The sequence below is a fragment of the Pseudomonas abietaniphila genome, assembly GCF_900100795.1.
Taxonomy (GTDB): domain Bacteria; phylum Pseudomonadota; class Gammaproteobacteria; order Pseudomonadales; family Pseudomonadaceae; genus Aquipseudomonas; species Aquipseudomonas abietaniphila.
Map to the genome: position 1 here is coordinate 305,857 of NZ_FNCO01000007.1, position 18,026 is coordinate 323,882.

Below are 18,026 nucleotides of genomic sequence, written 5' to 3' on the forward strand. Positions count from 1 at the left end.
GACAGGACGCTTTCGCCACCGTCGTAACCTCCGGCAGCTCCCACAAAGTTCGGTGTGCAAATCAAGACAGTTCCCACACGCCCCAGTACCGGGCAGGCAGGCCTTTGTCAGTGCAACTTTTGGTGACATCGTTCCAAGCACTGTTCCTACGGCGGTGATGGCAGCCCAAGCGCCAGGTTCCTGCGCTGAACTGGCCTGCATCTTGCCTAAGCTGTCTATACAGCTCGCCCAAGGATTGTCATGCGTCGCTATCACGCCGGTACCGATTTTCTCCGCGCGCACAGTATTGCCGAACTGGCTCACATGGCCCGTCGGCGTTTGCCGCATTTCGCCTGGGAGTACCTGGAAGGTGGCGCCGAAGAAGAACTGACGCTGGCGCGCAATCGCCAGGCGTTCGCCGACGTGAGCCTGCTGCCCAGGACACTGATTCCCTGGCAGACCCCCGACACACGCCGCACGCTGTTCGAGCGACAACTGGCACTGCCGATGGCCATCGCACCGACGGGCTACAACGGCATGCTGCACCGCGACGCCGACATTCATCTTGCCCGCGCAGCGACCGCGCGCGGCCTGCCCTTTTCCCTCAGCACCGTTTCGACCACCTCAATGGAAGCGATCGTCGCTGCCGTGCCCAACGTCAACCTGTGGTTTCAGCTGTACAGCATGAGCGACCCTGCGGTGCAGGAGGACTTGCTGCAGCGCGCCGAAGCGGTGGGTTGCAAGACCTTGCTGCTGACCACCGATGCCGTGCTGCTGGGCAACCGCGAGTGGGACAAGCGCAATTTCGCGCGACCGCGCCAACTGAGCCTGCGCAACAAGTTCGACGTCCTGCGCCACCCGCGCTGGATCAAACAGGCGCTTTGGCCGCACGGCATGCCGAGCATGGCCAACCTCGACCGCTACCTGCCGGCCCACCAGCGCAATGCCGCCGGGGCCGCGCACTTCATCGGTGAAAAGATGGAGAAGCAGTTGAGCTGGGATTTCCTTGCCCGATTGCGTGAGCGGTGGCCCCACCGCTTGCTGCTCAAGGGCGTGATGCACCCGCAAGACGCCGAGCAGGCCGTGAAGCTCGGGCTGGACGGCATCGTCGTCACCAATCATGGCGGTCGGCAACTGGATGGCGTCCCTGCCACGCTCGATTGCCTGCCCGCCATCGCTGATGTTGCCAAAGGCAAGCTCAGCATCCTGCTCGACAGCGGCATTCGACGCGGCACCGATATTCTGAAGGCGTGCGCGCTGGGTGCGGACGCCGTATTGCTGGGCCGCGCAACCCTCTACGGCGTGGCCGTGGGCGGTCAGGCCGGCGCCGGCCATGCGCTGGACTTGCTGGCGAACGAACTGCGGCTGGCCCTGACCTTGCTCGGTCAACCAGACCTGAATCAATTGAGCGCCAGCCGCAAGCCTGACGCGACCTTTACCGTGAGTGGATGACATGAGCGACCTGCAACAGACCCTCACCCGGTTACGCGAAGCCTTGGGCGATGCGCAGGTGCTGACCGGCGATGCCATCAGCCAGCGTCACTACAGCGACTGGACCCGCCACGCGCCGACCTGCCCGGCTGCGCTGCTGCTGCCCAAAGACACTGAACAGGTGTCAGTCGCCCTGCGCATCTGCAACGCGGCCGGACAACCCGTCGTGCCGCAAGGTGGCATGACTGGCCTGGCAGGCGGAGCGGTGCCCCGCGCCAGCGACATCGCGCTGTCGCTGGACCGCCTGCGCGGCATCGAAGAAATCGACGCGGCGGCCGCGACCGTCACCGTGAGGGCAGGCACCACCCTGCAGGAGATCCAGCAGGCGGTTGCCGATGCCGGTTACCTGTTTCCGCTGGACCTGGGCGCTCGCGGCTCCTGTCAGATCGGCGGCAACATTGCGACCAACGCGGGCGGCAATGCGGTGATCCGTTATGGCATGACCCGCGACCTTGTGCTGGGTCTGGAAGTGGTGCTTGCCGACGGTCGCGTGTTGAACCTGATGAACAAGATGATCAAGAACAACTGCGGCTATGACCTAAAACAGTGCTTCATCGGCAGCGAAGGCACCCTTGGGGTGATTACCCGTGCGGTGCTGAAGATGGCCCCTCAGCCGGGCGAGTCCACCACCCTGCTCTGCGCCCTGCCCGATTACGCCAGCGCGGTCGCCTTGTTGCGGCGCCTCCAGCGCAACGCTGGCACGCCGCAGGCGTATGAGTTGATGTGGCAGGACTTCTTCCGCATGGGCGTGTCGTGGCTGGAAACCCCGGTGGCGCCGATGCCCGACCATCATCCCCTGTACGTGCTGCTGGAATCCTCGGCGACCAGTGAGGTGCTGGAGCAGACGCTGGAAGCGGCCATCGAGGCGGGCGAAGTGGTCGATGCGATCCTCGCCACCTCACAGACCCAGGCCCGCAGCCTGTGGAAGATCCGCGAAGCCACCGGCGAATTCCCGGTGCGTCTGGCGCCTTTGAATTTCGACATCAGCCTGCCGATCGGTCAGATCGGCGACTTCGCCGACCTGTGCCGCCAACGCCTGGATGAGCGCTGGCCCGGTAACCACAACGTGTATTTCGGCCACATCGGTGACAGCAATCTGCACCTGACCGTGGACTGCAACTCGCTGCCGCAACCTGCGCCCGTCTACGAAATCGAAGAACTGGTGTACAGCGCGGTGGGCGAGCTGGGTGGCGCCGTTTCTGCTGAACACGGCATCGGCCTGCTCAAGCGCGAGTTTCTTCATCATTCGGTCAGCGAAGAAGCTTTAGAGGCGATGGCCGGGCTCAAGCGCAGCTTTGACCCCAAGGGCATTCTGAATCCGGGGAAAATCTTCGGTTGAAGGCTTCGGTGGTTGTATATACCGGTATGGCACGCTAACTGCAGCACGAGCTACCACTTCTGCCCCACATAACGACGACAACACTGCACCTGAAGGAGTTACCCCATGCAACTCGATTCCTGCGTTGATACGAAAGTGTTCAGTAAGACGTTCAAAAGCCTGAGCATCGCGGCCATGTTGGCGGCTTTCTCTGTGGGGGTAATGCCGCTGGCCGCTCACGCCGACCAACTGGCCGACGTGAAGAAAGCCGGTGAACTGGTGGTCGGTACCGAGATGCAATTCGCCCCGTTCGACTTTCTCGACGCGGGCAAACAGAAAGGCCTGAACGCCGAGCTGTTCGAAGCGCTGGGCAAGGAACTGGGGGTCAAGATCAAGTTCCTCGACCTGCCATGGCCAAGCGTGCTGCCAGGCCTTGAGGCGAAGAAATTCGACGTGGTCGCCGGCCCGATCATCGTCACCAAAGCCCGCAAAGAGCGTTATCACTTTGTCTCGCCAATCGCCGAAGCCACCGTGGCGCTGATGGTCGGCGCCAAGGACGACAGCATCAAGAAGCCCGAGGACATCGCGGGTAAAACCGTGGGTGCCGGTAAAGGTTCCGCGCAACTGGAAGAGCTGAAAACCTTCGCTGCAACGCTGCCGGAGAAGGTCACCATTCGCGAATACGTCGACAACAACCAGGCCTACGCCGACCTGGCGGCCAAACGCATCGTCGCCGTGGCCAACTCGTTGCCCAACATTTCCTACGTCGCGGCGCAGAAAGCCAATCTGTACAAAGTGGTGCAACCGCCGTTCGGCAAGAAATCCTACTTCGCCTACCTGGGCCGCAAGGATGCCGACGCCGACAGCCTGATCGCCGCGCTGGATGCTGCGGTGAACAAGATGCACGCGGACGGCCGTCTGGCGGCATTGCAGAAGAAATGGCTGGGCGCGGAAATGGATGTGCCAAAGGGTGATTTTGAGCCGACTTGGTAATACCGGCGAAGCTCCCCTGTAGGAGCGCGCTCCTACAGGGTTCGGCGTCAGGCATCTGATTTATACGCTGGAGTCACACCGTGTTCGATTGGCCCTTGCTGCAGCAGAACGCACCTTTATTGCTCGGCGCCCTGTGGGTGACGTTGCAGGTTTCCATCGCCGCGCTGGCGATCGGGTTTGTCATCGGCATCATGGTCGGCAGCCTGCGGCTGTCGCCGATTCCCCTGTTGCGCCGTCTGGGCGGGGCCTACATTTTCGTGTTCCGTGGCATCCCGCTGCTGGTGCAACTGCTGTTCATCTATTACTTCCTGCCGCGTATCGGCCTGCCCAATGTCTCGCCCACCGTGGCGGCGGTCATTGGCCTGTCGCTGGCGGCCGGCGCCTACATCGCCGAAATCATGCGCGGTGGTTTTCTTGCCATCCCTGGCGGCCAGCTGGAAGCGGCCGGTTTGCTGGGCCTGAGCGCGAGCCAGATGCTGATCCGCATCCGCGTGCCCCAGGCTGTGCGCCTGACCCTGCCTGCGCTGGTCAACGAAATGATCCTGTTGATCAAGGCCTCGTCGCTGGTGTCGGTCGTCGGCCTGGCCGACCTGACCCGCACCGCGCAGAACCTCGCCGCCAGCGACTACATGTTCGTTCAGGATTACCTGATGCTCGCGGGATTCTACTGCCTGATCAACATTCCGCTCGCCTACTGCGGCAGCCTGCTTGAACGTCGGCTGAAGGAGCAGACGGCATGATCTTCGACCCGAAAATAATCACCGACCACCTGGGCGACATCGGCTCGGGCTTTCTGGTCACACTCGGCACCTGGAGCAGCGGCGTGGTGCTCGGTATTGCGCTGGGCATGCTGATTGCCGTGGCTCAGGTGTTTGGCAACCGCTTCGTGCGGGCGCCACTGCGGGTGTTCATCGAGCTGATTCGCAGCACGCCGTTTCTGGTGCAACTGTTCCTGGTGTATTACGGCGGGCCTTCCTTCGGGCTGAGCCTTGATCCGATTCCCGCCGGCATCCTGGGGCTGGGCGTTTACGGCAGCGTGTATTTCGCCGAGATCTTTCGCTCCGGGTTCGAGTCGGTGGCCCGGGGTCAGCTGGAAGCGGCAGATTGCCTGGGCATCACCCGCCTGCAATGCATCTGGCGGATTCAAGTGCCGCAAATGCTGGTGATCATCCTTCCGGCGCTGGTGAACATGATCACTGTGCTGTGCAAGGAAACCGCCGTGCTGTCGATCATCACCATCCCGGAACTCACGATGGTCCTGACCGGCATCGGCTCGGAGACCTTTGCCTTCGTCGAGACCCTGCTGATGTTGTGCATCGGCTATCTGATTCTGGTGGAGGCCTGCTCGCGACTGGGCATGCTCCTGGAAACCCGTGTGGGCCGCTTCATGAACAAACAACCACGATAAGGAAGCCCTCCCATGAACAGCTTCCTGATACCCAGCGGTGCCGCGTCCGCCAGCACACGCGAGAAACAAGGTGAATGCATGAAGACTTCAGCAACAGCGCCGGGCGACCAGCCGACCATTCTGTCGCTGAGCAAGGTGGGCAAAAGCTTTGGCGCCCTGCGCGTGCTCAAGGGCATCGACCTGCAGGTGCAGCGCTCGGAAGTGGTGTGCCTGATCGGCCCTTCGGGCTCCGGAAAAAGCACGTTGCTGCGCAGCATGGCCTTCCTTGAGGAATACGACGAAGGCGAGATTCGCATCGAGGGTCAGTTGCTCGGCTGGCAGAACACCGACAAAGGTCGCCGACGCGCGCCGCAATCGCAGATCAATCAGGTTCGCCGCAACGTCGGCATGGTGTTCCAGCAATTCAACCTGTGGCCGCACATGACCGCCTTGGGCAACGTCTGCGAAGCCTTGCGCAGAGTGCGCAAGCTGTCGGCCATTGAGGCGACCCGGCGCGGCATGGCGATGCTGGAAAAAGTCGGGCTGGCGCACAAGGCGAATGCCTATCCCGCGCAGTTGTCCGGCGGTCAACAGCAGCGCGTGGCGATTGCCCGGGCGCTGGCGATGGAGCCGCACATCATGCTGTTCGACGAACCCACCTCCGCGCTCGACCCGGAACTGGTGGGCGAAGTGCTGCAGGTGATGAAGACCCTGGCCAAAGAAGGCATGACCATGGTCGTGGTCACCCACGAAATGGGCTTTGCCGCACAGGTGGCCGATTCGGTGATTTTTCTCGATCAGGGCGAAGTGGTCGCGCGGGGCACACCCCAACAGATCTTCCACAACGCCGAACAGCCGCGCTTGCAGCAGTTTTTGCAGAATTACCTCGACCGCAATGCGTTCTGGCAGGACGGCAAGCAGTGATGTTGGTCCTGAGGACGTACCTGTAGGAGCGTGGCTTGTCCCGCGATCGGCTGCGAAGCAGTCGTAAATCCATACGCTCTGGCAGTGTCAGATACACCGCAGGCGCAGAAATCACGACGACTCCGTCGCCGATCGCGGGACAAGCCACGCTCCTACAGACAGCGGCGCGATTAAAGGAGGTCAATGATGGACAAGCCGGCGCCACAAGCCCTGTACCGCCAGGCGAAGGATTTTGTGCACGGCAAGCTGGTGTCCGGGGAATGGAAACCGGGTGACCTGATTCCGTCTGAAAACCGCCTGGTCCTGGAACTGGGCATGTCGCGCATGACGGTCAACCGGGCATTGCGCGAACTGACCGAAGAAGGCCGTCTGCTGCGGGTGTCCGGGGTGGGCACCTTCGTCGCCGAGAGCAAGCCGCAATCGAACCTGCTGCACATCACCAACATCGCCGATGAGATTCTGGCGCGGGGGCATCGTTATCGCTGTCAGGTGTTGCAACTGACGCGGGAATCAGCGTCGATGCCGATCGCCTCGGCGCTCTCATTGCCCACCGGTGCCTCGGTGTTTCACCTGCTCTGCGTGCATTACGAAGAAGATATCGCAGTGCAGCTGGAGGATCGCTACGTCAATCCGCACACGGCGCCGGACTTTTTGCAGCAACCCTTCGGCGACGCCTTGCAATCAGCGCGCTACCTGCTGCAGATCATTCAACCGGACGAAATGGAGCACATTGTCGAGGCCAGTCACCCGACCGCCGACGAACTCAAATACCTGCAGATCGACGCCAGCGAGCCCTGTCTGGTGCTGATGCGTCGCACGTGGAACAGCGGCCGCGTCGTGACCTACGTGCGGTTGGTCCACCCTTCTTCACGCTACCGTCTCGGCAGCCGCTTGCCGGTGACGGGCAGTTACCGCGACAGTTGAACGGCCTCGTTGAAGGCGGGAGACAGCCGGTCAGCAGATTCATCGAACGCCTGTGACGCCCTGCCCTCGAACGCTGTAAGCCCCGGTGATTCGGGCGTACAGAAGAGGTGCATATGGATAACCAACAGAACCAGCAGACCCAAGAGCGTCACGACCCTGCCATCGACCCGGACACCCCGGACAACCACATGGGCCAGGACAAGGCCGCGCCGAACACAGCACCTGAGCAAAACCAGGGCACTTCCCAAAGTCAGGACGGTGCTCAAAGCCAGAGCAACAATGGCGCACAAAGTCAGGAAAACAACGGCAATCAGTCGGGCGAAAACAGCTTCACGCCGGATTTCGAGCCTGAGGAACACGAGTCCCCTGACAAGACCAAGGAAGAGAACCAGACCGGCGACACGGATCGGGACATTGATACCGCTGGCGGTTAAACAACGCCGATCCCTTGTAGGAGCGCGCTTGCCGGCGATTGCGGAGGGTCAGCCAGTGCAATCGTCACAGGCACACCGCATTCGCAAGCGCGCTCCTACAACAACCGGTCGCATTCCTGGAGCCGCTCAAACTCAAGCATTTGCCCATTGCATAGCCCCCTAACAAACCGGCACCATCACGCTTTCGTCTGTGCAGGCAGACCCGCCTGCAGTCCCCGGAGCGTTGTCGATAATGGTCCAGCCCGCCACTCAGGATTCCCCGCGCGTCAGCGATAAGCTCACCCCCCGCGAATTTCGCGGCATGGTTGCGATTCTGCTGTCCATCGCCCTGGCCACGCTCGACACGGCCATCGCCAATACCGCCCTGCCCGCCATTGCCGCCGACCTTAACGCGTCGCCCGCGGCGTCGGTGTGGATCATCAACGCCTACCAACTGGCGGCGGTGGCAACCCTGCTGCCGTTCGCGGCCTTGGGCGGTGTGCTGGGTCAACGCAAGGTCTACCTTGGCGGGTTGATGCTGTTCGTGCTGTCTTCGGCGCTGTGCACGTTCGCCTGGTCGTTACCCACGCTGACCATCGCCCGTGTGTTGCAAGGCCTGGGCGCCAGCGCGATCATGAGCGTGAACGCCGGTCTGATCAGCTCGATCTTCCCCCGCGAGCGCCTCGGCCGCGGGCTGGGCATGAATGCGCTGGTGGTCGGCACGTCGTTTTCCATCGGCCCCACCATTGCCTCATTGGTGCTGTCGGTGGCCAGTTGGCCATGGCTGTTCGCAATCAACTTGCCCATCGGCGTGTTCGCCCTGGTGTTCGCCTGGAACTCGCTGCCTACCGCCCAACCCGGCAGCCTGACCTTTGACCGGGTGACGGCGATCCTTAACGTCATCACCTTTGGTGCGCTGATCTTCGCCTTGAGCGAGGCCGCGCAGCTGGGCTCGATGACCACCGTGCTGATCGCCCTGGCGATCTTTCTGGTCAGCGGCGCGGCGATGCTCAAACGCGAGGCCGGGCATCCGGCGCCGATGTTCCCGCTGGACCTGCTCAAACGCCCGATGTTTGCCTTGTCAGCCCTGACTGCCTTTTGCTCGTTCGCCACGCAAGGTTTGGCGTTCGTGTCACTGCCGTTCTTCTTCGAAACCACGCTGGGCCGTGACCCGGTGCAGACCGGTTTCCTGATGACGCCCTGGTCGGTGGTGGTGGCGATGATCGCGCCGTTCGCCGGACGCATGTCCGATCGTTACCCGCCGGGGCTGCTCGGCGGCATCGGTCTGGCGTTGCTCTGCTGCGGGATGATTTCCCTGGCGACCATGCCTGCGGACGCCAGCGTCATGTCCATCGCCGCGCGGATGGTTCTGTGCGGCATCGGCTTCGGCTTTTTCCAGGCACCGAATCAGAAAGCGCTGATGACCAGCGCCCCGAAAGAACGCTCCAGCGGCGCCAGCGGCACCATCGCCACCGCCCGCTTGATCGGCCAGGCCACCGGCGCCGCCCTGGTGGCGCTGAGTTTCGGGATTTCCAGCGAACACGGCCCGGCGCTGGCACTGAGCATCGGCGCCGGGTTCGCCGCGGTGGGCAGCGTGGCCAGTGGATTGCGGTTGGTGACCAAGACCAAGGCGAACGCTTCGACTTGACGCCAATGCGGTGTTGATCGACCTATTCGCTACCCTCGCGGCAGGATCAGGCAATCATCCCGCAGAACTGGTACACCGCTTGGCCACCTGATGTTCCTAACATGGGTGATCAAGCAACGGCATCTGCCTCGTGAGGGATACACCATGAGTACGACAAAAACCCTGTTCATCACCGGCGTCAGCAGTGGCTTTGGCAAGGCGCTCGCCGCGCAGGCACTGGTGGCCGGGCACACGGTCATTGGCACCGTGCGCACCCAGGAAGCACTGACCGCGTTTGAATCTCAGGCCGAGGGCCGCGCCCATGGCGTGCTGCTGGACGTGACTGAATTCGACGCCATCGACAGCGTGATCAACAACGTCGACAAGGCATTCGGCCCGGTGGATGTGCTGGTCAACAACGCTGGCTACGGCCACGAAGGCATTCTGGAAGAGTCCTCGCTGGACGAACTGCGTCGGCAGTTCGACGTCAACGTGTTCGGCGCCGTGGCGGTCACCAAGGCGTTCGTTCCGCTGTTTCGCCAGCGCCGCAAGGGGCACATCCTCAACATCACCTCCATGGGTGGCTTCATTACCATGCCGGGCATCGCCTACTACAACGGCAGCAAGTTCGCGCTCGAGGGGATCTCGGAAGCGCTGGGCAAGGAGCTGAAGCCGTTCAACGTGCATGTCACAGCGGTCGCGCCGGGCGGTTTTCGCACGGACTGGGCCGGCCGTTCAATGCAACGCTCGCCACGGCAGATCGCCGACTACGACGAAACCTTCGACCCGATTCGCAAGGCCCGCGAGGAGCGCAGCGGCAAGCAGATCGGTGACCCGGTGAAGGCAGCCGATGCGATGTTGAAGCTGATCGACAGCGAAAACCCGCCTGCGCACCTGTTGCTCGGCAGCGACGCACTGAAGCTGGTGCGAGACAAGCTGGCGTTGCTGGAATCAGAGATTGCCGCGTGGGAAGCGGTGACGCGGTCGACGGATGGGTGAAGTCTGGGCGACCCGCTTCTGTTGCCTTGCTGCTAAACCCCGCCCCGGCTGAAGATCCGGATCACCTCATCCAGGTGATCCGCCATCGCCTGGCGTGCAGCGTCGGGATTGCGGTTCTGCAACGCCTGAAGGATCAACCGGTGCTCGTGCTCCGAGCGAAACGGCATGTCGTCCGAGGTGTAATGCGCTTGCAGGCGTTGGAACATGCTGCCGTATTGATGACCGAGCAGATGCTGGATCATCAGCGCGTAAGCCGGATTACCGGACGCTTGAGCGATACGAATATGGAACAGCCGGTCGCCCGGATGCGTGTGGGAGTGTTCGCGATTATCGTGGGTGTTGCGCTCGAAGGCTTCACGGATCGATTCAAGCTCTTCATCACTGGCATGCTGCGCCGCGAGGGCTGCAGTTTCCGGCTCGATCAGTCGTCGGGCCTGCAACAACGCAAAGGGCGGAATCTCCGCGCTGAAATCCACTTCGATGCCCAGTTCAGGGTCGATGTCTTTCCATTGATCGCGGGTCGCCTGTTTCATCACAGGTTCGTCAGACAGGATCTGCAAGGGTGGCTCACAGACCAGCACGCCATTGCCGACCCGTACATCGACCAGACCAATCACTTCCAGCGCAATCATCGCCTCACGCACCGACGCGCGGCTGACACCCAGCAGCTTGGCCAGCTCGCGCTCGGCGGGCAGACGACTGCCCGGCGGAAATTCACCGCTGTCGATCAAGGCGCGCAGCTGGTCGGCGATCTGGCGGTAAAGCCGTTGGTTATCAATAGCTTGGATGGGCATCGGAACTCAGCTCGAAAATGAAAAGTGCAACCCGGCAGAAAAATGACCTTGTTGAGGTACGGCACAAGTGCTAAAAACGGGACCAATGGCCTGACCATTGGACGACTGCAGTGAACGGATCATAGCAAACCTCTGCCGGTTGAGCGTGCTCCCAGTCACCGTCACTGCGCCATCAATGGCCTGACCTTTAGACCTGACGCCTCGGTCGTCTTTACAATAAGAACAAGGGATTCAATATGGACCTCACCGGTAAGCGAGTGCTCATCACCGCCGCCGCTCAGGGCATCGGTCAAGCCAGCGTCGAGGCTTACCTGAATGCGGGCGCGGAAGTCTTTGCCGTCGACATCAACGGCGCAGCCCTGGACACCCTCGAAGGCGTGCACAAACACGTGCTGGACGTCACCGATCACGCGGCCATCGAGCGACTGGCAGCCGAGATCGGCGCGCTGGACGTGCTGTTCAACTGCGCAGGCGTGGTGCACAGCGGCAACATTCTCGAATGCTCGGACAAGGACTGGAGCTTCGCCTTCGACCTCAACGTCACTGCCATGTACAAGATGATCCGCGCCTTCCTGCCGGCCATGCTGGCCAACGGCGGCGGTTCGATCATCAACATGTCGTCGGTGGCGTCCGCCATCAAGGGCGTTCCCAACCGATTCGCCTACTGCGCCAGCAAAGCTGCGGTGATCGGCATCACGCGGTCTGTCGCTGCCGATTTCGTCGGGCAGAACATCCGTTGCAACTGCATCTGCCCCGGTACCGTCGAATCGCCGTCGCTGCGTCAGCGTGTGGCCGAACAGGCCGTGCGCGAGCATCGCGATGAAGCCCAGGTGTACGCCGCATTTGAGGCACGTCAACCGATGGGGCGTCTCGGCACGCCGCAAGAGATCGCGCAACTGGCGTTATATCTTGGTTCGCCCGCCAGCGGGTTTACTACCGGCACGGCACAGATCATCGACGGTGGGTGGAGTAACTGATTTCATCCGCGCCTACAGAGACTGACGCCCAATTCTGACTATTCATTTGAACGAGGACACCCCATGAAACTGCTGCGCTACGGTCAACCCGGCAAAGAACGCCCGGCCCTGCTGGACAAGGACGGCGGCATCCGCGACCTGTCGGAATTCATCGACGACGTCTCGGGTCCGGCCCTGAGCCCGGAACGCATCGCGACGCTCAAAGCACTGGACCCTGCCAGCCTGCCATTGGTCGACGGCACACCCCGCATCGGCCCTTGCGTGGCTCAGGTCGGCAAATTCATCTGCATCGGCCTGAACTACGCCGACCATGCTGCTGAAACCGGGGCGGACATTCCCAAAGAGCCGATCATTTTCAACAAGTGGACCAGCGCCATCGTCGGTCCCAACGACAACGTGGAAATCCCGCGCAACTCGAAGAAGACCGACTGGGAAGTCGAACTCGGCGTGGTCATCGGCAAGGGCGGACGCTACATCGACGAAGCCAATGCGATGGAGCATGTGGTCGGCTACTGCGTGATCAACGACGTGTCCGAGCGTGAATTCCAGATCGAGCGTGGCGGCACCTGGGACAAGGGCAAGGGCTGCGACACCTTCGGCCCCATGGGACCCTGGCTGGTGACCAAGGACGAAATTGCCGACCCGCATCAGCTCAACCTGTGGCTGGAAGTGGACGGCAAGCGTTACCAGAACGGCAGCACCCGCACGATGATTTTCCAGATCCCGAAACTGGTCAGCTACCTCAGCCAGTTCATGAGCCTGCAACCGGGCGACGTGATTTCCACCGGCACACCACCGGGCGTGGGTCTGGGCATCAAGCCGGAGCCAGTGTTTCTGCGCGCGGGCCAGCGCATGCGTCTGGGCATCGAAGGTCTGGGCGAACAGGAGCAACTGACGGTCGATGCCTGAACCCCCTGGGACTGAACGCCCAATCCCCTGTAGGAGCCGGCTTGCTGGCGAACCGGGCTTGTCAGTCAAGTGGATACTCACTGACCGACCGCCTTCGCCAGCCAGCCGGCTCCTGCAATCGGGGGGGTGTTTGCCCGGTTGTGGCTCAGTCCCACACGTAAAGGTTTCAACGAACGTTGCACTGTCCAAAAACAATTCCAACGGGACCCGCCATGACCACCATCACCGCCCTGCGCGTTGAAGACATTCGTTTCCCCACGTCGCAGTCGCTGGACGGCTCCGACGCGATGAACCCCGACCCTGACTACTCGGCGGCGTACGTCATTCTTGAAACCGATCACCCCACCCTGCAAGGCCATGGCCTGACGTTCACCATCGGTCGCGGCAACGAGATCTGCTGCGCGGCGATCAAGGCCCTGTCGGGCGTCATGGTCGGCCTGAAGCTTGAGTGGATCGCCGAGGACATGGGCCGTTTCTGGCGCCACGTCACCAGCGACAGCCAGTTGCGCTGGATCGGCCCGGACAAGGGTGCGATTCATCTGGCGACTGGCGCCGTGGTCAACGCCACCTGGGACCTGTGGGCCAAATCCGAAGGCAAACCGGTGTGGCAACTGGTGGCCGACATGAGCCCCGAGCAACTGGTGCGTTGCATCGATTTTCGCTACATCACCGACTGCATCACCCCGGACGAAGCACTGGCCTTGCTCCGCGACCGCGCCCAAGGCAAAGCCGAGCGCTTGCAGTCGCTGAAAGCCGAGGGTTACCCCTGCTACACCACGTCGGCCGGATGGCTGGGCTACCCCGACGACAAGCTGCGTCGACTGTGCCAGGAAGCGGTCGACGGCGGCTTCTCGCACATCAAGCTCAAGGTCGGCCGCGACCTGCAGGATGACATTCGTCGCGTGCGCATCGCCCGCGAAGTCCTGGGGCCGGACCGTCATCTGATGATCGACGCCAACCAGGTCTGGGAAGTGGATGCTGCCATCGACTGGGTGCGCGAGTTGTCATTCGCCAAGCCGTGGTTCATTGAAGAACCGACCAGCCCGGATGACGTCGAGGGCCATCGCAAGATCCGTCTCGGCGTCTCCCCGGTCAAAGTGGCGACCGGTGAAATGTGCCAGAACCGCATCGTCTTCAAGCAACTGATCATGCGCGAAGCCATTGACGTGGTGCAGATCGACGCCTGCCGTCTGGGTGGGGTCAACGAGGTGCTGGCCGTGATGCTGATGGCCGCCAAGTACCACCTGCCAGTGTGCCCGCATGCCGGAGGCGTCGGGTTGTGCGAGTACGTGCAGCACCTGTCTATGATCGACTACCTGTGCCTGGCCGGCACCCATGAAGGCCGCGTGGTGGAGTTCGTCGATCACCTGCATGAACACTTCGAAGACCCGTGCGTGATTCGCGATGCCGCGTACATGCCGCCGACCGCGCCGGGGTTTTCGATCCAGATGAAAGAGGCGTCGCGCACGCAGTATGCGTATCGCGGGTGACCCTCTGCTGCGACGAGAAGACTCAGCGCCCCTGTGGGAGCGAATTCATTCGCGAAAAATCTTTCTGCCGACAGAGATGTTTGATCCGGACGGCCAATCGCGAATGAATTCGCTCCCACTGGGGGATAGCGTCGGACCCGCAACAACGGACGGAGTACAACAACAATGTCGTCCCAGGAAACACGTCATTCGGTAGCCACGTTACGCGTGGACGCCCACCAGCACTTCTGGCGCTACCGTGCGCAGGAATACCCGTGGATCGGCGATCGACACGGCGCCCTGCGACGTGACTTCCTGCCGGAGGATTTGAAGCCGCTGCTCGACCAGCACGGCATCGCGGGCTGCATCGCCGTGCAGGCGCGCCACAGCCTCGACGAGACCGACACCTTGCTCGACCTCGCCGCCCGGCACCCATGGATCCTCGGCGTGGTCGGCTGGGTCGACCTGCGCGCCCCGGACCTTGAGCGGCAACTGGAGCGGCGGGCCGAGTCCGAGAAGCTGGTCGGCCTCCGCCATCTGGTTCAGGACGAACCCTCGCCTTCGCTGTTCATGCAAGACCCGTCATTCGCCCGGGGCGTGCGTCTGCTGCAGGCCCGAGGCCTGACGTATGACCTGTTGATCAAGGACGCCGACCTCCAGGCCGCCGCTGGCTTCTGCCAACATCACGACGAGCACACCATCGTTCTCGATCATCTCGGCAAACCGGACGTTTCCCAGGAAGACCCCATCGCCTGGGCCGACCGGATCGCCCCGCTCGCCGCCCTGCCCCACGTCAGTTGCAAGCTGTCAGGCCTCATCACCGAAGCCGACTGGCAGCAATGGCGACCCGTCGAGCTGCTGCCGTACTTGTACCTTGCGCTGGAGCTGTTTGGCCCGCAGCGGCTGATGTTTGGCTCCGACTGGCCGGTGTGCCAGCTGGCCGGCACCTACAGCGACGTTCATCGCCTGTTCGAATCCGCCCTTCGCGAACTGTCCGCCGACGAACAGGCGGCGATTCGCGGCGGCAACGCCATTCGCCTTTATGGCCTGAAAGGAAACTGCCCATGAACCTGCATCTGCAAAACAAAGTCATTATCGTCACTGGCGGCGGCTCCGGCATCGGCGCGGCCATTTCCCTGGGGCTGGCCGAAGAAGGCGCGATCCCGGTGATCTTCGCCAACCAGCCGTTGCCCGCCGAACTCGCGGCCGAGCTGGACCGACGCCAGCCGCAAAGCCTGTTCCTGCAAGTGGAGCTGCGCGACGAAGCCGGTTGTGCTGCCGCCGTCAGCAAAGTCCTCGAACGCTTCGGGCGCATCGACGGACTGGTGAACAATGCCGGGGTCAACGACAACGTTGGCCTGGAGGCCGGCCGCAGCGCGTTCATCGAATCGCTGGAAAAAAACCTGATCCACTATTACCTCATGACCCATTTGTGCGTCGACGCGCTGAAGGCGAGTCAGGGCGCCATCGTCAATATCGGCTCGAAAACCGCGCTCACCGGGCAAGGCGGCACCAGCGGCTACACCGCGTCCAAAGGCGCGCAACTGTCGCTGACCCGCGAGTGGGCCGCGTCGTTGCTCGACGACGGCGTGCGGGTCAACGCAGTGATTCCCGCAGAGGTCATGACCCCGCTGTATGAGCGCTGGATTTCAAGCTTCGACGACCCCAAAGCGAAGCTTGAGAAGATCGTCGAGAAGATCCCGCTCGGCCAGCGCATGACCACCCCGACCGAGATCGCCGACAGCGTGTTGTTCCTGCTGTCTTCCCGCGCCTCGCACACCACCGGGCAATGGCTGGTGGTGGACGGCGGTTACACCCATCTCGACCGGGCACTGACATGAGCCGACAACGCTACTGCCTGGCGCTGGACCTGGTCGACGACCCCGCATTGATCGCCGAATACGAACGACTGCACCAGCGCATCTGGCCCGAGATCGCCGATCACCTGCGCGGTGTCGGCGTGCTCGACATGCAGATCTGGCGACTCGGCACGCGGCTGTTCATGGTCATGGAAACTGCGGCGAATTTCAGTGCCCAGGCGATGGACAACGCCTCGGCCGAGAACCCCAAGGTGCAGGAATGGGAAGACCTGATGTGGGCCTTCCAGAAACCAACGCCGTGGACGGAACCGGGCAACAAGTGGCAGGCGATGGCGCGGATTTTCAGCCTGGCGGAACAGCCTCGATAACCCGGCTCGCCTGGAGAAATACATCCCCCTGTGGAAGCGAATTTTTTCCGCGAGAGGCCGGTGCAGCCAAACCCTCTGTCGTGCCTGGACCATTTTTCGCGAATAAATTTGCTCCCGCAGAGTGCCCCATCACATTTGAACCCTGTGGCACCCGAACGACTGACTCGACAGCTTCACGCCCCAACAAAAACAAAAGGAGAGCGTCATGTTGACCAAAGACACGAAAGTCGAATCCCAGGTGTACCGCCCCGCCGTGCCTTCGGTGCGCGTGGCGTTGATGTTGGTGACCAGTCTGTTTTTCCTCTGGGGCCTGTCGTACGGCCTGCTCGATGTGTTGAACAAGCACTTCCAGGAAACCCTGCATGTCAGCAAGGCGCAGTCCGGCCTGTTGCAGGCGGCGTATTTCGGCGCTTACTTCATCATCGCCCTGCCCGCCGGCCTGCTGATGGACCGCTTCGGCTACAAGGCCGGGATCCTGTTGGGCCTGTGCCTTTATGCGGCGGGTGCCCTGCTGTTCATGCCCGCTGCCAATGCCGCGAGCTTCCCGTTTTTCCTGTTCGCGCTGTTCGTCATTGCCTTGGGCCTGGGCTGTCTGGAAACCGCAGCCAACCCTTACGCCACGGTGCTGGGTGACCCGCAAGGCGCAGAGCGTCGGCTGAATCTGGCGCAGTCGTTCAACGGGCTCGGCCAGTTCGTCGGCCCGCTGCTCGGCGGTGCGCTGTTCTTCGGCAGTGTCAATGCCGGCAGCGACAACAGCTCTCTGCAGACCACCTACGTGGTCATTGCCGTGATCGTGCTGCTGGTCGCCGCCCTGTTTGCCCGCACACCCATGCCAGATTTGCGCGAACAGGAATCGACAATCCAGCGCAGCGACAGCAAGACCCTGTGGCAGCACCGTGAATTCGTCGGGGGCGTGATCACCCAGTTCTTCTACGTGGCCGCCCAAGTCGGCGTCGGCGCGTTCTTCATCAACTACGTCACCGAACACTGGGCGAGCATGACCAGCCAGACCGCCGCTTACCTGCTGTCGGTGGCGATGATCTGCTTCATGTGCGGGCGTTTCTTCAGTACCTGGCTGATGGGCCGTATTGCGGCGCAACGGCTGCTGATGGTTTACGCCTGGGTCAACGTGGCGCTGTGCGCGGTGGTGGTCAGCGGGGTCGAGAGCGTGTCGGTGGTGGCACTGATCGCGATCTTTTTCTTCATGTCGATCATGTTCCCGACCATCTTCGCCATGGGCGTGAAAAACCTTGGGCCCCACACCAAACGCGGCAGCTCGTTCCTGATCATGGCCATCGTCGGCGGCGCGCTGATGCCTTACTTCATGGGCCTGGTGGCGGATCACTTCTCGACCGCGCTGGCGTACCTGCTGCCGTTGGGGTGCTTTGTGGTGGTGGCGTTTTATGGCAAGAGTGGGCTGCGCAGCCACCCACGTTAACGCAGACCCTGTAGGAGCCGGCTTGGTGCGGGCCGCGTTCGGACGAATGCGCCGGGTCAGCGGCATCTATGGTGACCGAGCCGCCGCCTTCGCTGCCCTCGTAACCTCGGACGTCTCCTACAGGGATTGTCGGTGTTCCGGGAATCTGGGGCAGGCACCGACCTTGTGGGAGCCGGCTTGCTGGCGAAAGCGTCCC

18 protein-coding genes are annotated in these 18,026 nt (G+C 62.3%); 17 read left to right on the forward strand and 1 reads right to left on the reverse strand.

Going from position 1 to position 18,026, the window contains the following annotated elements:
* Window positions 1–240: 240 nt before the first annotated feature.
* The 10 genes from BLS87_RS15970 (at window position 241) to BLS87_RS16015 (ending at window position 10,055) form a co-directional block, all read left to right on the forward strand.
* On the forward strand, window positions 241–1,431 hold the full coding sequence (locus tag BLS87_RS15970; protein ID WP_074753447.1) for an alpha-hydroxy acid oxidase: 1,191 nt from the start codon (window positions 241–243) through the stop codon (window positions 1,429–1,431).
* A 1-nt stretch (window position 1,432) separates the two neighbouring features.
* On the forward strand, window positions 1,433–2,809 hold the full coding sequence (locus BLS87_RS15975) for an FAD-binding oxidoreductase (protein WP_074753448.1): 1,377 nt from the start codon (window positions 1,433–1,435) through the stop codon (window positions 2,807–2,809).
* Between the two features lie 105 nt (window positions 2,810–2,914).
* On the forward strand, window positions 2,915–3,781 hold the full coding sequence (locus BLS87_RS15980; RefSeq protein WP_208605170.1) for a transporter substrate-binding domain-containing protein: 867 nt from the start codon (window positions 2,915–2,917) through the stop codon (window positions 3,779–3,781).
* Window positions 3,782–3,861: 80 nt separating this feature from the next.
* The gene (locus BLS87_RS15985) at window positions 3,862–4,521 is read left to right on the forward strand and encodes an amino acid ABC transporter permease (protein ID WP_074753449.1); all 660 of its coding nucleotides are present in this window, start codon (window positions 3,862–3,864) and stop codon (window positions 4,519–4,521) included.
* The gene (locus BLS87_RS15990; RefSeq protein WP_074753450.1) at window positions 4,518–5,189 is read left to right on the forward strand and encodes an amino acid ABC transporter permease; all 672 of its coding nucleotides are present in this window, start codon (window positions 4,518–4,520) and stop codon (window positions 5,187–5,189) included. Before BLS87_RS15985 ends, BLS87_RS15990 begins: the two co-directional genes overlap by 4 nt.
* Before the next feature lie 78 nt (window positions 5,190–5,267).
* On the forward strand, window positions 5,268–6,092 hold the full coding sequence (locus BLS87_RS15995) for an amino acid ABC transporter ATP-binding protein (RefSeq protein ID WP_074753502.1): 825 nt from the start codon (window positions 5,268–5,270) through the stop codon (window positions 6,090–6,092).
* Window positions 6,093–6,275: 183 nt separating this feature from the next.
* Entirely contained in the window at window positions 6,276–7,016 is a 741-nt protein-coding gene (gene hutC, locus BLS87_RS16000) for a histidine utilization repressor (RefSeq protein ID WP_074753451.1), read from the forward strand.
* 113 nt (window positions 7,017–7,129) lie between these two features.
* Entirely contained in the window at window positions 7,130–7,450 is a 321-nt protein-coding gene (locus BLS87_RS16005) for a hypothetical protein (protein ID WP_074753452.1), read from the forward strand.
* A gap of 301 nt (window positions 7,451–7,751) precedes the next feature.
* On the forward strand, window positions 7,752–9,077 hold the full coding sequence (locus tag BLS87_RS16010) for an MFS transporter (protein WP_074753503.1): 1,326 nt from the start codon (window positions 7,752–7,754) through the stop codon (window positions 9,075–9,077).
* A 144-nt stretch (window positions 9,078–9,221) separates the two neighbouring features.
* Entirely contained in the window at window positions 9,222–10,055 is an 834-nt protein-coding gene (locus tag BLS87_RS16015) for an oxidoreductase (protein ID WP_074753453.1), read from the forward strand.
* A gap of 32 nt (window positions 10,056–10,087) precedes the next feature.
* On the opposite strand, the gene BLS87_RS16020 is transcribed toward BLS87_RS16015, so the two are convergent.
* The gene (locus BLS87_RS16020) at window positions 10,088–10,849 is read right to left on the reverse strand and encodes a FadR/GntR family transcriptional regulator (protein WP_074753454.1); all 762 of its coding nucleotides are present in this window, start codon (window positions 10,847–10,849) and stop codon (window positions 10,088–10,090) included.
* 236 nt (window positions 10,850–11,085) lie between these two features.
* Here BLS87_RS16020 and BLS87_RS16025 point away from each other — a divergent pair, with 236 nt between their 5' ends.
* The 7 genes from BLS87_RS16025 (at window position 11,086) to BLS87_RS16055 (ending at window position 17,830) form a co-directional block, all read left to right on the forward strand.
* Window positions 11,086–11,826 (forward strand): SDR family oxidoreductase, encoded by a 741-nt coding sequence (locus BLS87_RS16025; protein WP_074753455.1) that lies wholly within the window; start codon window positions 11,086–11,088, stop codon window positions 11,824–11,826.
* Between the two features lie 63 nt (window positions 11,827–11,889).
* The gene (locus BLS87_RS16030) at window positions 11,890–12,735 is read left to right on the forward strand and encodes a fumarylacetoacetate hydrolase family protein (protein ID WP_074753456.1); all 846 of its coding nucleotides are present in this window, start codon (window positions 11,890–11,892) and stop codon (window positions 12,733–12,735) included.
* Between the two features lie 212 nt (window positions 12,736–12,947).
* Entirely contained in the window at window positions 12,948–14,225 is a 1,278-nt protein-coding gene (locus BLS87_RS16035) for an L-fuconate dehydratase (RefSeq protein ID WP_074753457.1), read from the forward strand.
* A gap of 165 nt (window positions 14,226–14,390) precedes the next feature.
* Window positions 14,391–15,272, forward strand: coding sequence for an amidohydrolase family protein (locus tag BLS87_RS16040; RefSeq protein ID WP_074753458.1), 882 nt, complete (start codon window positions 14,391–14,393; stop codon window positions 15,270–15,272).
* Window positions 15,269–16,045, forward strand: coding sequence for an L-fucose dehydrogenase (locus tag BLS87_RS16045; RefSeq protein WP_074753459.1), 777 nt, complete (start codon window positions 15,269–15,271; stop codon window positions 16,043–16,045). Before BLS87_RS16040 ends, BLS87_RS16045 begins: the two co-directional genes overlap by 4 nt.
* On the forward strand, window positions 16,042–16,392 hold the full coding sequence (locus BLS87_RS16050) for an L-rhamnose mutarotase (protein WP_074753460.1): 351 nt from the start codon (window positions 16,042–16,044) through the stop codon (window positions 16,390–16,392). Before BLS87_RS16045 ends, BLS87_RS16050 begins: the two co-directional genes overlap by 4 nt.
* 205 nt (window positions 16,393–16,597) lie before the next feature.
* Window positions 16,598–17,830, forward strand: coding sequence for a sugar MFS transporter (locus BLS87_RS16055; RefSeq protein ID WP_074753461.1), 1,233 nt, complete (start codon window positions 16,598–16,600; stop codon window positions 17,828–17,830).
* Window positions 17,831–18,026: the final 196 nt, after the last annotated feature.